This window comes from Streptomyces sp. NPDC004647 (genome assembly GCF_040609575.1).
In the GTDB taxonomy this organism is placed as follows: domain Bacteria; phylum Actinomycetota; class Actinomycetes; order Streptomycetales; family Streptomycetaceae; genus Streptomyces.
In genome coordinates this window covers 14,829-29,449 of sequence record NZ_JBEXKU010000045.1, presented here as the reverse complement: position 1 = coordinate 29,449, position 14,621 = coordinate 14,829, and the positions used below count along the sequence as shown (strand labels likewise).

The 14,621-nt window shown below is 72.4% G+C and carries 12 protein-coding genes; 10 read left to right on the top strand and 2 right to left on the bottom strand.

The window, feature by feature from the left end; all coding sequences use genetic code 11:
• The first annotated feature begins 1 nt into the window (after position 1).
• From ABZW18_RS20620 to ABZW18_RS20585, 8 genes are all read left to right on the top strand, one after another.
• Positions 2-1,117 carry a quinone-dependent dihydroorotate dehydrogenase gene (locus tag ABZW18_RS20620; protein WP_356189337.1) on the top strand — a complete coding sequence of 372 codons (1,116 nt, stop codon included), beginning with the start codon at positions 2-4 and terminating at the stop codon, positions 1,115-1,117.
• Positions 1,117-2,004 (top strand): orotidine-5'-phosphate decarboxylase, encoded by an 888-nt coding sequence (gene pyrF, locus ABZW18_RS20615; protein WP_356189335.1) that lies wholly within the window; start codon positions 1,117-1,119, stop codon positions 2,002-2,004. Before ABZW18_RS20620 ends, pyrF begins: the two co-directional genes overlap by 1 nt.
• 248 nt (positions 2,005-2,252) lie before the next feature.
• Entirely contained in the window at positions 2,253-2,576 is a 324-nt protein-coding gene (locus tag ABZW18_RS20610) for an integration host factor (protein ID WP_003956414.1), read from the top strand.
• 39 nt (positions 2,577-2,615) lie between these two features.
• Positions 2,616-3,206, top strand: a complete 591-nt coding sequence (gene gmk, locus ABZW18_RS20605; protein WP_356189332.1) for a guanylate kinase — start codon at positions 2,616-2,618, stop codon at positions 3,204-3,206.
• Positions 3,207-3,271: 65 nt separating this feature from the next.
• Complete coding sequence (gene rpoZ / locus ABZW18_RS20600) at positions 3,272-3,544, top strand: DNA-directed RNA polymerase subunit omega (RefSeq protein ID WP_005319902.1); 273 nt, start codon at positions 3,272-3,274, stop codon at positions 3,542-3,544.
• A gap of 146 nt (positions 3,545-3,690) precedes the next feature.
• Positions 3,691-4,899, top strand: a complete 1,209-nt coding sequence (gene coaBC, locus ABZW18_RS20595; protein WP_356189330.1) for a bifunctional phosphopantothenoylcysteine decarboxylase/phosphopantothenate--cysteine ligase CoaBC — start codon at positions 3,691-3,693, stop codon at positions 4,897-4,899.
• 240 nt (positions 4,900-5,139) lie between these two features.
• Positions 5,140-6,348 carry a methionine adenosyltransferase gene (metK, locus tag ABZW18_RS20590; RefSeq protein ID WP_356189329.1) on the top strand — a complete coding sequence of 403 codons (1,209 nt, stop codon included), beginning with the start codon at positions 5,140-5,142 and terminating at the stop codon, positions 6,346-6,348.
• A gap of 186 nt (positions 6,349-6,534) precedes the next feature.
• The gene (locus ABZW18_RS20585) at positions 6,535-8,643 is read left to right on the top strand and encodes a primosomal protein N' (protein ID WP_356189399.1); all 2,109 of its coding nucleotides are present in this window, start codon (positions 6,535-6,537) and stop codon (positions 8,641-8,643) included.
• A 137-nt stretch (positions 8,644-8,780) separates the two neighbouring features.
• On the opposite strand, the gene ABZW18_RS20580 is transcribed toward ABZW18_RS20585, so the two are convergent.
• Positions 8,781-9,305, bottom strand: coding sequence for a hypothetical protein (locus tag ABZW18_RS20580; RefSeq protein ID WP_356189327.1), 525 nt, complete (start codon positions 9,303-9,305; stop codon positions 8,781-8,783).
• 258 nt (positions 9,306-9,563) lie between these two features.
• Here ABZW18_RS20580 and fmt point away from each other — a divergent pair, with 258 nt between their 5' ends.
• The gene (fmt, locus tag ABZW18_RS20575; protein ID WP_356189325.1) at positions 9,564-10,496 is read left to right on the top strand and encodes a methionyl-tRNA formyltransferase; all 933 of its coding nucleotides are present in this window, start codon (positions 9,564-9,566) and stop codon (positions 10,494-10,496) included.
• A 396-nt stretch (positions 10,497-10,892) separates the two neighbouring features.
• Entirely contained in the window at positions 10,893-12,329 is a 1,437-nt protein-coding gene (locus ABZW18_RS20570; protein ID WP_356189323.1) for a transcription antitermination factor NusB, read from the top strand.
• An 83-nt stretch (positions 12,330-12,412) separates the two neighbouring features.
• On the opposite strand, the gene ABZW18_RS20565 is transcribed toward ABZW18_RS20570, so the two are convergent.
• A complete protein-coding gene (locus tag ABZW18_RS20565) occupies positions 12,413-14,566 on the bottom strand; it encodes an MMPL family transporter (RefSeq protein ID WP_356189321.1) in 2,154 nt (717 codons plus the stop codon).
• Positions 14,567-14,621: the final 55 nt, after the last annotated feature.

Genomic DNA, 14,621 nt, shown 5'->3' with positions numbered 1-14,621 from the left:
CATGTACCGACTCTTCTTCGATCTGATCTTCCAGCGCATGGACCCCGAGCGGGCGCACCACGTGGCCTTCTCCTGGATCCGGCTGGCCGTGCGCATCCCGGTGCTGCGGACGCTCGTACGGGCCGCACTCGCCCCCACCCGGCCGAGCCTGAAGGTCACCGCCTTCGGCAGGGAGCACGCCGGTCCCTTCGGCCTGGCCGCCGGGTTCGACAAGAACGCACACGCCGTCGACGCGATGGCGATGCTCGGCTTCCACCATGTCGAGATCGGCACCGTCACCGCCCAGCCGCAGCCCGGCAACCCCAGGAAGCGGCTCTTCCGGCTGGTTCCGGACCGTGCGCTGATCAACCGGATGGGCTTCAACAACGAAGGCTCCGCGGCCGTCGCCGAGCGGCTGAGCAGCCGCAAGGAGATCTTCCCCGCGGTCCTCGGCGTCAACATCGGCAAGACGAAGGCGGTCCCGGAGGAGGAGGCCGTCGCCGACTACGTCACCTCCACCGAACGGCTCGCCGGCCACGCCGATTACCTCGTGGTGAACGTCAGCTCCCCGAACACCCCCGGCCTGCGGAACCTCCAGGCCGTGGACCAGCTGCGCCCGCTGCTCTCCGCCGTGCGCGAAGCCGCGGACCGTACGGTCACCGGCCGCCGCGTCCCCCTGCTCGTCAAGATCGCGCCCGACCTGGCGGACGAGGACGTCGACGCCGTCGCCGACCTGGCCCTCGAGCTCGGCCTCGACGGCGTCATCGCCACCAACACCACCATCGCCCGCGAGGGCCTCGGACTGACGACCGACATGTCGGTCGTCGAGGCGATCGGCGCCGGGGGCCTCTCGGGAGCGCCGCTCAAGGCCCGCTCCCTGGAGGTGCTGCGCCGGCTCTACGCCCGGGTGGGCGACCGGATCACCCTGGTAGGGGTCGGCGGCGTCGAGACCGCGGACGACGTCTGGGAGCGCATCCTTGCCGGAGCCACCCTCGTCCAGGGATACAGCGGCTTCATCTACGAAGGTCCGCTGTGGTGCCGCGAGATCAACGCCGGACTCGCGGACCGCCTCGCCCGGAGCCCGTACGCCACCCTCGCCGACGCCGTCGGCGCGGAAACCCGGAAGGCAGCCGCCTGATGCCCCTCCCGACGCCCGGCCACCGCCCCTCGCCGAGTCCCGGCGGGCCGCAGCGCCCCACCCCCTTCGGCGCACGCCTGCGCCGGGCCATGGACACCCGCGGCCCGCTGTGCGTCGGCATCGACCCGCACGCCTCGCTGCTCACGGACTGGGGTCTGAACGACGACATCGCGGGCCTGGAGCGCTTCACCCGGACGGTGGTCGACGCCCTCGCCGACCGGGTCGCGGTCCTCAAGCCGCAGTCCGCCTTCTTCGAGCGGTTCGGCTCCCGGGGCATCGCCGTCCTGGAGCGGGCCGTCGCCGATGCCCGCGCCGCGGGCGCGCTCGTCCTCATGGACGCCAAGCGCGGTGACATCGGCTCGACCATGGGCGCGTACGCGGCGAGCTATCTCCACATCGGCAGCCCGCTGTTCTCCGACGCCGTGACCGTCAGCCCGTATCTGGGCTTCGGATCGCTGCGCCCGGCGCTCGACGCGGCCGTGATCAACGGCGCGGGCGTCTTCGTCCTCGCCCTCACCTCCAACCCCGAGGGCGCCGAGGTGCAGCGGTCCACCGCCGCGAACGGCAAGTCACTCGCACAGGTGATGCTGGACCACATGGCGGCGGAGAACGCCGGCGCCGAGCCGCTCGGCTCCGTCGGCGCGGTCGTCGGGGCCACCCTCGGCGACGCACGGGCGGACCTGGACATCAACGGACCGCTGCTGGCCCCCGGCATCGGGGCGCAGGGCGCGACCCCGGCCGATCTCCCCGGCGTCTTCGGCGCGGCGGTCCGCAATGTGGTGCCCAGCGTCAGCCGGGGGGTGCTGCGCCACGGTCCGGATCCGGCCGGGCTGCGCGACGCCGCCGCACGCCTCGCCGACGAGGTACGGACCGCCGTGAACGCCTGATAGTCGGGGTCGCGTATCGGCCCTGTTGAACAATTCGGTCAAAACTGGGGATGATTTGCCCTAATTGTCCAAGTCAACAGAGTCTGACCAGGACTTTTCGTTCGTTCTCGCTGACTGGAGCGGTCCAGACCGCTAGTCTCCGACGAGAGCGAACGTGCAAGCGCGTTGCTCGTTGCTCCGCAGGTGTGGGGCTACTAGGTTCCTCACCGGTCCGTATCCGACAGTTCGACATCCGAGGTGACGTAGGCGTGGCTCTTCCGCCCCTTACCCCTGAACAGCGCGCAGCCGCGCTCGAAAAGGCCGCCGCGGCTCGCCGGGAGCGGGCCGAGGTCAAAAATCGACTCAAGCACTCCGGCGCCTCCCTGCACGAGGTCATCAAGCAGGGCCAGGAGAACGACGTCATCGGCAAGATGAAGGTCTCCGCCCTCCTCGAGTCCCTGCCCGGCGTGGGCAAGGTCCGCGCCAAGCAGATCATGGAACGGCTCGGGATCTCCGAGAGCCGCCGGGTGCGCGGTCTCGGGTCCAACCAGATCGCCTCCTTGGAGCGCGAGTTCGGCGGTGGTCCCGCCTGACGTTCTCAGTCACTCCTGAGAACCTGGATAATCGCTTTCATGAGTAATGCAGTCTCCCGGGGGGCGACCCCCGCACCCCCGGTCAGACGGCCGCGGCTGACCGTGCTCTCCGGCCCCTCGGGTGTCGGTAAGAGCACGGTCGTCGCTCATATGCGCAAGGCTCACCCCGAGGTCTGGCTCTCGGTCTCGGCCACCACACGCAAGCCGCGCCCCGGCGAGCGGCACGGCGTCCAGTACTTCTTCGTCGACGACGAGGAATTCGACAAGCTCGTGGCCAATGGTGAGCTGCTGGAGTGGGCCGAGTTCGCCGGAAACCGGTACGGCACTCCGCGCCGCGCGGTGCTCGATCATCTGGAGGCGGGCCAGCCGGTGCTGCTGGAGATCGACCTCCAGGGGGCCCGGCTGGTCCGCGAGTCCATGCCGGAGGCGCAGCTGGTCTTCCTCGCTCCGCCGGGCTGGGAGGAGCTGGTCCGCCGCCTCACCGGCCGCGGTACCGAGCCTCCGGAGGTCATCGAGCGCCGGCTGGCGGCCGCGAAGGTGGAGCTCGCCGCCGAGTCGGAGTTCGATACGACCCTGGTGAACACCTCTGTCGAGGACGTCTCGCGCGAGCTGCTAGCCTTGCTGTGTTGAACTGGGAACCGATCTTGGATCCCGAAACTGTTCGATCTTTTTCCACCCTTTTCGGAAGGTAGAGCGTGTCCTCTTCCATTACTGCGCCCGAGGGCATCATCAACCCGCCGATCGACGAGCTGCTCGAGGCCACTGACTCGAAGTACAGCCTCGTGATCTACGCGGCCAAGCGCGCGCGGCAGATCAACGCGTACTACTCGCAGCTCGGGGAGGGCCTGCTCGAGTACGTCGGGCCGCTCGTGGACACCCATGTGCACGAGAAGCCGCTCTCGATCGCCCTGCGTGAGATCAACGCGGGTCTGCTGACCTCCGAGGCCATCGAGGGCCCGGCCCAGTAGGCGCGAGCATTCTCCTTCATCCCAGGCCCGGCAGGGGGCACCTCCCAGCGTCAAGCTGGGGGAGCGACCGTCGGGCCTGTGGTGTGTCATGGAGCCGTCCCCATGTCTCATGGAGCGGTACGTTCGAGCACTGGGAGAGGCGAGCGATGGACCAGCCGAAGGTCGTCCTGGGGGTCAGCGGCGGGATCGCCGCCTACAAGGCGTGCGAGCTGCTGCGCCGGCTGACCGAGTCCGGTCATGACGTACGGGTCGTACCGACCGGCTCGGCGCTGAACTTCATCGGCGAGGCCACCTGGTCCGCGCTCTCCGGCAACCCCGTCTCGACCGAGGTGTGGGAGTCCGTCCACGAGGTGCCGCACGTACGGATCGGCCAGGCCGCCGACCTGGTCGTGGTCGCCCCCGCGACCGCGGACCTGCTCGCCAAGGCCGCCCACGGCCTCGCCGACGACCTGCTCACCAATACGCTCCTCACCGCCCGCTGTCCGGTGATCTTCGCGCCCGCCATGCACACGGAGATGTGGGAGCACCCGGCCACCCAGGAGAACGTGGCCACGCTGCGGCGGCGCGGCGCCCTGGTCATCGAGCCCGTCGTCGGCCGGCTCACCGGAGTGGACACCGGCAAGGGCCGGCTTCCCGAGCCGGGCGAGATCTTCGAGGCGTGCCGCAGTGTGCTGGCCCGCGGGCAGGCGGGCGGGGAGCGGGACCTGGAGGGCCGGCATGTCGTCGTGAGCGCCGGCGGCACCCGCGAGCCACTGGACCCCGTCCGCTTCCTCGGCAACCGCTCCTCCGGCAAGCAGGGCTACGCGCTGGCCCGTACGGCGCTGGCGCGCGGCGCCCGCGTCACGCTGATCGCCGCCAACACCGGCCTGCCCGACCCGGCCGGGGCCGACGTGGTCCGGGTCGGCACCGCCGTGCAGCTGCGCGAGGCCGTGCTGAAGGCGGCCTCGGACGCGGACGCCGTGGTCATGGCCGCCGCTGTCGCCGACTTCCGGCCCGCGAGGTATACGGAAAGCAAAATCAAGAAGAAGGATGGCGAAGAGCCGGAGCCGATCGCGCTGGTGCGCAATCCGGATGTGCTGGCCGAGATCTCGGCGGACCGGGCACGCCCGGGCCAGGTGGTCGTGGGCTTCGCCGCGGAGACCCACGACGTCCTCGCGGGCGGCCGTGCCAAGCTGGCGCGCAAGGGCTGTGACCTGCTGGTCGTCAATGAGGTGGGGGAGCGCAAGACCTTCGGCTCGGAGGAGAACGAAGCGGTCGTCCTCGGCGCGGACGGTACGGATACCCCGGTGCCGCGCGGGCCCAAGGAGGCGCTGGCCGACACCGTCTGGGACCTGGTGAGCCGACGCCTTCGCTGATATGTTCCCTTCGTCCCGAAGGGTTCCTGAAACCGTCGAACACGCCCGACTCGCGCGACGAGAAAGGCGCGACACGCCGCTATTCCCGGCGGTGCCGGAGGTTACAGGTTCTCCACGGAGCGAGACACCATGTCCGGCCGGTGGGAGTGCCGGATAAACTGGTCGCGGATCGTGCCGGGCGCAGCTCCCGGGCGATCCAACCATGATCAGCCAGCAGCCGCTGCAACCCCAGGGAGCGATGTGTCCCGCCGCCTCTTCACCTCGGAATCTGTGACCGAGGGCCACCCCGACAAGATCGCTGACCAGATCAGCGACACGATTCTCGACGCGCTTCTCCAGGAGGACCCGACCTCCCGCGTCGCCGTGGAGACGTTGATCACCACCGGCCTGGTGCATGTGGCCGGCGAGGTCACGACGAAGGCGTACGCGCCGATCGCCACGCTCGTTCGCAACAAGATCCTCGAGATCGGCTACGACTCCTCGAAGAAGGGCTTCGACGGCGCATCCTGTGGTGTCTCGGTGTCCATCGGCGCACAGTCCCCGGACATCGCGCAGGGTGTCGACGCCGCGTACGAGCAGCGGGTGGAGGGCGATGAGGACGAGCTGGACAAGCAGGGCGCGGGCGACCAGGGCCTGATGTTCGGTTACGCCTGCGACGAGACGCCCGAGCTGATGCCGCTCCCGATCAACCTGGCGCACCGGCTCTCGCGCCGGCTGTCCGAGGTGCGCAAGAACGGGACCATCCCGTACCTGCGTCCGGACGGCAAGACCCAGGTCACCATCGAGTACAACGGTGACAAGGCGGTGCGGCTGGACACCGTGGTGGTCTCCTCGCAGCACGCCTCCGACATCGACCTGGACTCGCTGCTGGCGCCCGACATCCGGGAATTCGTTGTCGAGCACGTGCTGGGGCAGCTCCTCCAGGACGGCATCAAGCTGGACACCGACAGCTACCGGCTCCTGGTGAACCCGACCGGGCGGTTCGAGATCGGCGGCCCGATGGGCGACGCGGGTCTGACCGGCCGGAAGATCATCATCGACACCTACGGAGGCATGTCCCGCCACGGCGGTGGCGCCTTCTCGGGCAAGGACCCGTCCAAGGTCGACCGTTCGGCGGCGTACGCGATGCGCTGGGTCGCGAAGAACGTCGTCGCCGCCGGGCTGGCCTCCCGCTGCGAGGTGCAGGTGGCCTACGCGATCGGCAAGGCCGAGCCGGTGGGCCTTTTCGTGGAGACCTTCGGCACCGCCACCGTGGACGTCGAGAAGATCGAGCAGTCCATCGGCGAGGTCTTCGACCTGCGTCCGGCCGCCATCATCCGCGACCTGGACCTGCTGCGGCCGATCTACGCCCAGACCGCCGCGTACGGGCACTTCGGCCGTGAGCTGCCGGACTTCACCTGGGAGCGCACGGACCGGGTGGACGCGCTGCGCGAGGCCGCGGGCCTGTAATCCGGAACGGACACCGCTGCGGCCCCGGACCCCTGTGGTCCGGGGCCGCAGCGCTGTCCCACCGTTCCGTCAGGTCACGTCTTCGGGTGAATCCGGGCGCGTCGCACTGTCGGTCCGGTCTGGTAGGACTGTGGCGTGAGCAGCGAGAACGGGCCGCCGGAGCAGGATCCGGCGCAGCGTGCCCCGGTGGCGGAGCCGCACGGGGGGGAGCAGCTCGCGCTCATCCGCGAGACCGTGCGCAAGGCCAAGGTGCCCCGGGCCAAGCCGCGTACCTGGCGTGGTGCCGCGCTCGCCGAACAGCGGCCGGTCGCCCGGGTGCTCGTCGACAAAGGGCTGATCCACCTGGACCAGTTCTTCGACTACGCGGTCCCCGCCGCCATGGACGCCGACGCCCGGCCCGGTGCCCGCGTCCGGGTCCGCTTCGGCGCCCGTGTGGTCAAGGGGCGGCGTGAGGGCGGCGAGCTGCACGACGGCTTCATTGTGGAGCGGCTGTCGGAGAGCGACTACCGCGGCCCGCTCGCTCCGATCGCCCAGGTGCTGTCGCCCGAGCCCGTGCTGAGCCCGGATCTGCTCGCGCTGTGCCGGGCCGTCGCGGACCGGTACGCGGGCGCGCTCGCCGATGTGGTCCAGCTCGCGGTGCCGCCGCGCCGGGTCCGTCCCGAGGCAGAGCCGCCCCGCGAACCGCTGCCTCCACCCGGCATACCCGACCCGGGCAGCTGGTCCCGGTACGCCAGCGGCCCCGGCTATCTGCAGGCACTGGCGCGCGGAGACGCCCCGCGCGCGGTGTGGACGGCGCTGCCCGGTCCGTACTGGCCGGAGGAGCTGGCGCGGGCCGTCGCCGCCGCGCTCGCCTCAGGCAGGGGCGCGCTGGTGGTGGTGCCGGACGGCCGTGCCGCCGGGCGGGTGGACGCGGCGCTCACCGGTCTGATCGGCGCCGGCCGGCATGTGCTCCTCACCGCGGACTCCGGCCCCGAGGAGCGCTACCGCCGCTGGCTCGCGGTCAGCCGCGGTTCCGTACGCGCGGTGGTCGGCACGAGGGCCGCCATGTTCGCCCCCGTGCGCGATCCCGGCCTGGTGGCGATCTGGGACGACGGGGACTCCAGCCACAGCGAACAGCACGCCCCGCAGCCCCACGCGCGCGAGGTGCTGATGCTGCGCGCCGCGCATGAGAAGGCGGCGTTCCTGCTCGGCGGGCTCAGCTGCACGGTCGAGGGGGCTCAACTCGTCGACACCGGTTGGGCGCTGCCGCTCGCGGCCGGCCGCGAGCAGGTCCGTGCCGCCGCGCCCCTGATCCGTACCATCGGCGACGCCGACCAGGCGCGCGACGAAGCGGCGCGCGCCGCACGGCTGCCGACCCTGGCGTGGCAGGTGGTGCGCGAGGGGCTGCGGACGGGGCCGGTGCTGGTCCAGGTGCCGCGCCGGGGGTACGTACCCAGGCTGGCCTGCGAGCGGTGCCGGGCCCCCGCGCGCTGCGGGCACTGCTCAGGTCCGCTGGAGGCGCCGGACGAGGCCGCACTGCGGTGCGGCTGGTGCGGGCGGCCGGAGGCGTCCTGGCACTGCCCCGAGTGCGGGGGAGCCCGGCTGCGTGCCCAGATCGTCGGTGCGCGGCGTACGGCCGAGGAGCTCGGCCGGGCCTTCCCGGAGGTTCCGGTGCGGACCTCCGGGCGCGATCACGTGCTGGACACCGTCCCCGACCGGCCGGCTCTGGTCGTCAGCACTCCGGGTTCCGAGCCGGTGGCCGAGGCGGGTTACGCCGCAGCGCTGCTGCTCGACGGCTGGGCGATGCTCGGCCGCCCCGATCTGCGGGCGGGTGAGGAGGCGCTGCGCCGCTGGACGGGCGCGGCGGCGCTCGTGCGGGGACAGGACGAGGGCGGGACGGTCGTCGTCGTCGCAGAGCCGACCCTGCGGCCCGTACAGGCGCTGGTGCGCTGGGACCCCGCGGGTCACGCGGTGCGGGAGCTCGCCGAGCGGGCCGAGCTGGGCTTCCCGCCGGTCTCCCGGATGGCGGCGGTGGCCGGACGGCCCGAGGACGTCCAGGATCTGGTGAACACGGCCGAACTGCCCGAGGGGGCCGAGGTGTTGGGGCCTGTGCCGCTGTCCGCCCCGGAGCCGGGGCGTCCGCGGCGCCCCGGCGACCCTCCGCCCGGGGAGAACTGGGAGCGCGCCCTGCTACGGGTGCGCAGGGGCAGTGGCGCGGCCCTGGCGGCTGCGCTGAAGGCCGCCCAGGCGGCCCGCGCGGTGCGCCGCGAGGGGGATCCGGTCCGGATCCGCATCGACCCGCCGGACCTGGGCTGAACCGCGTTCCGGTGGCTCAACCGCCTTGATGCCGATGGCTCAACTGCCCGAGGAATTCCGCGGGTTCATGGCGTCCAGCAGATCCTGCGCACCCTGCTCGAGGCGTTCGCGCCGCACCATCCGGCCCCATCGGCGGGTCAGCCGTGGCGAGGACCCGGGAGGGCCGTGGGACGGGAGTCCTCGCGGACTGCGGCAGCGGGCTGGCCCGGCACGGACCGCGCCGCGGGTACGGCGGGGAGCGAGGGCGCGGCCGCCAGGGGCGGCGTCTCCGCGGTACGGACCGCCGCGTCGCCTTCGACTCCGCTCTGCGTGGCCGCCCGACGGGCCCCGTATCGGCGGTGGACCGCCTGCTTCGTCACCCCGAGCGCCGAGCCCACCGCGTCCCAGGAGAAGCCCAGCGAGCGGTCGAAGTCGACGGCGGCGGTGACCAGGGTCTCGACGCTGTCCCGCAGTTCCTGGGCGAGCCGCACGGTGGGCGCGGGCGCCCGTCCGTACACGATGAAGCCCGCGGACGGGCCGGTGCGCCGCGGGCGGTAGACGTTGCCCAGCTGGGCGGTGAGTGTGCGCAGTGCGTCCACCTGCCGGCGGACCCGCTCGATGTCCCGCACCAGCAGGTGCAGGCTGGCCCGAGCCTGAGCGTCGTGGGTTGCGTGGTCGGCCATGAACAAGCCTCTCGAACCGGCGTTGAAATGGAGCGGGCCGCACCAGCGGCCCATATCGGTCAATCCCTCTTGACCAACGCGAGACGTGGCCCTGGGTCACGGGGCAAGGGGCGCGGACCTGCTGGTGGGGGGCGCTCGGCGATACGTACGCCCCCTGGATGCGCGGCCAATAGACTGGTGCGCTCCGCACCGGCACCTGTCTGTCCGCTTTCTGTCCGCCATGCTCGTCGTTCTCGTCCGAGAGGCAGTTCTCCACCGATGAAGCTCGTGTTCGCCGGCACCCCCGAGGTCGCCGTACCCGCCCTGGACGCCCTGATCGCGTCGGACCGGCACGAGGTCGCGGCCGTCGTCACGCGGCCCGACGCGCCTGCCGGGCGCGGACGCCATCTGGTCGCCTGCCCGGTCGCGCAGCGCGCCGAGGAGGCCGGCATCGAGGTGCTGAAACCGGTGAAGCCGGGGGAGGAGAGCTTCCTCGCCCGCCTCCGCGAGATCGCCCCCGACTGCTGCCCCGTCGTCGCCTATGGCGCGCTGCTGCCCCGGACCGCGCTGGACATCCCGGCGCATGGCTGGGTGAACCTGCATTTCTCGCTGCTGCCCGCCTGGCGTGGTGCCGCGCCCGTGCAGCACGCCGTTCTGGCCGGCGATGAGGTGACCGGTGCCTCCACCTTCCTGATCGAGGAGGGGCTCGACTCCGGCCCGGTCTACGGCGTGCTCACCGAGAACGTACGGCCCACGGACACCAGCGGCGACCTGTTGACCCGGCTCGCTTTCGCGGGCTCAGGCCTGCTCTCCGCGACGATGGACGGCATCGAGGACGGCACCCTCAAGGCGGTGCCGCAGCCGGCCGAGGGCGTCACCTATGCGCCGAAGATCAAGGTCGAGGACGCCCGGATCGACTGGTCGGTGCCCGCGCTGCGGGTGGACCGCGGCGTCCGCGGCTGCGCGCCCGCGCCCGGCGCGTGGACGGTCTTCCGCGGGGAGCGGCTGAAGGTGATGTCGGTGGGGCTGGTCCCGGAGGTCAAGAACCTGGGGCCGGGAGAGCTGTCGGTGACCAAGAACGCGGCGTACTCCGGGACCGGATCGCATGCGGTCGAACTGCTGTGGGTGCAGCCGCAGGGCAAGAAGCCCATGAAGGGCGCTGATTGGGCCCGTGGTGTGCGCATCGGCGCGGGCGAACGGCTGGGCGCGTAGGCCGTGAACGGTCGGAGCCGGTCCGGAGCATCTCTGCGGTCCGGCGCCACCGTTGGCCCGAGGCGTCGTCGAAGTGGCCCGGATCTCCCGGGCCTTCGGTGTTGGGGGAGCGACAGGCTCCCCCCGGGGCGCGGAGACGGTCGGGGCGCGGTCGGGTGGTCGGGCCCGTCGGGCGGGCAGGCCTGGTCCCGGCGGCTCCGCGGCTCCGCGGCTCCGCGGCTGCGGGGCGTACAGGGTGCGCCGCAGGATCCCGCTGGTCGGCCCGGCGGTCGGCGGCCGGGTGACGGCGGCGGGCTGCTGTGCTCCGTGGCACCTCCAGGGCTCGCCCGGGACGTGCCACGGGCACCGACGTAGGCTGTTCCCCTCGGCCCGATCCATCTCCGGAGCACATTTCCCGTGAACGCCCCGTCACGCCCCCGCCGTCCCGGCAAGCCGTACCGCCGCCCGCAGAAGGACCCCGTCCGTGTCCTCGCCTTCGAGGCCCTGCGGGCCGTCGACGAGCGCGACGCGTACGCCAACCTCGTGCTGCCGCCGCTGCTGCGCAAGGCCCGGGAGGACAGCGACTTCGACGGGCGGGACGCGGCCCTCGCCACCGAACTGGTCTACGGGACGCTGCGCCGCCAGGGGACGTACGACGCGATCATCGCGGCCTGCGTGGACCGGCCGCTGCGCGAGGTCGACCCCCCGGTGCTCGATGTGCTCAGCCTCGGCGCGCACCAGCTGCTGGGGACCCGGATTCCCACGCACGCGGCGGTCTCCGCGAGCGTCGAGCTGGCGCGGGTCGTGCTCGGCGACGGGCGCGCGAAGTTCGTCAACGCCGTGCTGCGCAGGATCGCGGCCGATGACCTCGACGGCTGGCTGGAACGGGTCGCGCCGCCGTACGACGAGGACCCCGAGGACCATCTGTCCGTCGTCCACTCCCATCCGCGGTGGATCGTCTCCGCGCTGTGGGACGCGCTCGGCGGCGGCCGGGCCGGGATCGAGGATCTGCTGGAGGCCGACAACGAACGGCCCGAGGTGACGCTCGTGGCCCGGCCCGGGCGGTCCACGCCCGACGAGCTGCTGCAGACCCTGGGGGAGGAGTCCGGGCTGCCGGGCCGCTGGTCCCGCTACGCCGTCCGGCTGACCGAAGGCGGTGAGCCCGGAGCGCTGGACGCCGTACGCGAGGGCCGCGCCGGAGTGCAGGACGAGGGCAGTCAGCTGGTCGCCGTGGCGGTCGCCAACGCACCGCTGGACGGGCCCGACACGCGGTGGCTGGACAGCTGCGCAGGCCCCGGTGGCAAGGCCGCGCTGCTCGGCGCCCTCGCCGCGCAGCGGGGCGCCGCGCTGCTGGCCTCCGAGAAGCAGCCGCACCGGGCCCGGCTCGTGGAGCGGGCGCTGGAGGGCAACCCCGGCCCCTACCAGGTGATCACCGCGGACGGTACACGGCCGCCGTGGCGGGCGGGCGTCTTCGACCGGGTGATGGTGGACGTGCCCTGTACCGGTCTCGGTGCTCTGCGTCGCCGCCCCGAGGCGCGCTGGCGGCGGCGGCCGGCGGACCTGGAGGGCTTCGCTCCGTTGCAGCGCGGGCTGCTGCGGGAGGCGCTGAACGCCGTACGGGTCGGCGGGGTGGTCGGTTACGCGACCTGCTCGCCGCATCTCGCCGAGACGCGGGCCGTCGTCGAGGACGTCCTCAAGGGGCGCGGCGGGCCGGCGGTCTCCGCGGAGTGGGTAGACGCCCGGCCGCTGATGCCGGGGGTGCCCGCGCTGGGCGACGGCCCGGACGTCCAGCTGTGGCCGCATCTGCACGGGACGGACGCCATGTATCTGGCGCTGCTGCGCCGTACGGACTGACACGGGCTCGCCGCGGCGGCTCGCGGGCTCGTGGGCTTGTCCGCCAACGGGCTCACGGGCTCACAGGACCGGCTCGGCTCGGCTCACGGGCCCGGAACGGGCTCCCGTGGTTCGGAGGGGCCCTGTGCCGGGGGCGGGCCGTCCCCGCGGGCCAGTCGGTGCGGCCACCACATGCGCGGGCCGATGTCCAGGAACAACGCGGTGACCAGCACCGACCGTACGACGAAGGTGTCCAGCAGCACGCCGAGGGCGACCGCGAACCCGATCTCGGCGAAGCCTGTCAGCGGCAGGGTGCCCAGCGCGGCGAAGGTGCCCGCGAGCACCAGACCGGCCGAGGTGATGACGGCGCCCGTGGCGGCCAGCGCCGTACGCGTGCCCGGGCGGGTTCCCTTCCTCAGGGACTCCTCGCGCACGCGGGTCGACAGGAAGATGTTGTAGTCGATGCCCAGGGCGACGAGGAACACGAAGACGAACAGCGGGAAAGCGGTGTCCTCGCCCGCGAAGTCGAACGCGTATCTGAAGGCGAGCGCGCTGATGCCCAGCGCGGCGGCGTACGACAGCACGACCGTGCCGATCAGGATCAGCGGGGCGACGACGGCCCGCAGCAGCATGGCCAGGATGATCAGCACCACCAGCAGCACCAGCGGCATCACCAGGATGTTGTCGCGTTTCGACGCGGTGTCGGCGTCGAGCAGCGCCGCCGTGCCGCCGCCCACCTTCGCGTCCGCCCCGGGGATGTCGTGGACCACCTCCCGCACCCGCTCGACGGTTGCCTTCGCGGCCGCGCTGTCAGCCGGGTCGGTCATGGTCGCCTCGAACAGGACCCGCCCCTCGTGCACGGGCGCCGCTCCCGGCGGAACGGCGATGGACCGGGGCACCACCCCGGGGGTCCGGGCGACCGCCCTGCCGACCTGCTCCGCCCGGGGAGCGTTCGTGACGACCATCAGCGGGTCTCCGCTGCCCGCCGGGAAGTACTTCGCCGACACCTCCTGGCCGGTGATGGACTCCTGCTCCTCGGTGAAGGCGTCGGCGTTGCTGATGCCCGCGGCCCGCAGCGCGAGGATGCCGAAGGACACCGCGGCCAGCACCACGGCGGTCGTCACCCAGACGGTGCGCGGCCGGCGCGAGATACGGGTGCCCAGCCGGGCCCAGACGCCGCGTTCGGTCGGCTCGGGCGAGCCGAAGTGCGGAATCACCGGCCAGAAGATCCACCGTCCGAAGATCACCAGCAGTGCGGGGAAGAGCGTCAGCATCGCGATCAGGGCGATGGCCACCCCGATGGCGCAGACCGGGCCCAGCCCGCGGGTGGAGTTCATCTCCGCGACGAGCAGGACGAGCATGCCCATGCACACGGTGGCGCCACTGGCGAGGACCGCGGGGCCCGCGCGGTGCAGGGCGAGCGCCATGGCCTCGTGCCGGTCCTCGTGGCGGCGGAGCTCCTCCCGGTAGCGGGCGACCAGCAGCAGGGCGTAGTCCGTGCCCGCGCCGAAGACCAGGACGGTGAGGATGCCGGCGCTCTGGCCGTTGACCGTGAGCCCGGCGTGCTCAGCGAGGAGATAGATGATCGCCTGCGCGGTCAGCAGCGCTCCCACGACGGAGACCACGGGCACCAGCAGCAGGCTGGGACTGCGATAGGTGATCAGCAGGGCGACGACAACCACGCCGAGTGCGGCCAGCAGCAGCGTCGAGTCGATGCCGTCGAAGACCTCGGAGAAGTCCGCGGAGGTGCCGGCGGGCCCGGTGACGTAGACGGAGAGTCCGCTGCCGCCGGTGGCGACGTCCTCCCGGATGGAGTCGACGGCGGACGACAGACGCTCCCAGCCCTCCTCGTCCACGGTGACCGGCACATAGATCTCCGCCGCCCGGGGGGCCGCCGGACGGTCGTAGACGGGGCCGCGCGTCTCGTCGCCCCGAATGCCGTCGTTGCGCAGGGTCTTCAGCTGCGCCGCATCCCCGGAGATCCGCTGCCGGTCCTCGGCGGTGAGACCGCCGTCCCGGGCGTAGACCACGACGGCGGGCATGGTCTCCGGCCGGAACTCCTCGGAGAGCCGCAGCACTTGGGTGGACTCGGCGCTCCCGGGAAGCCACGAGGTGGCGTCGTTGTCCTGGGCGTCGTTCAGCTTCTGCGCCAGTGGTGAGAGGCCGACGATCACCACGGCCCACAGCAGCAGAACCAGCCACTTGGTCCGGTGCCCGCACACCAGCCAGGCCACGCCCTGGCGCCGTCCGTCCGACATGAGGCCCCTATCGCCGGTGGGCGCGGAATCCGGACCCACGATCGACCCCGAGGCG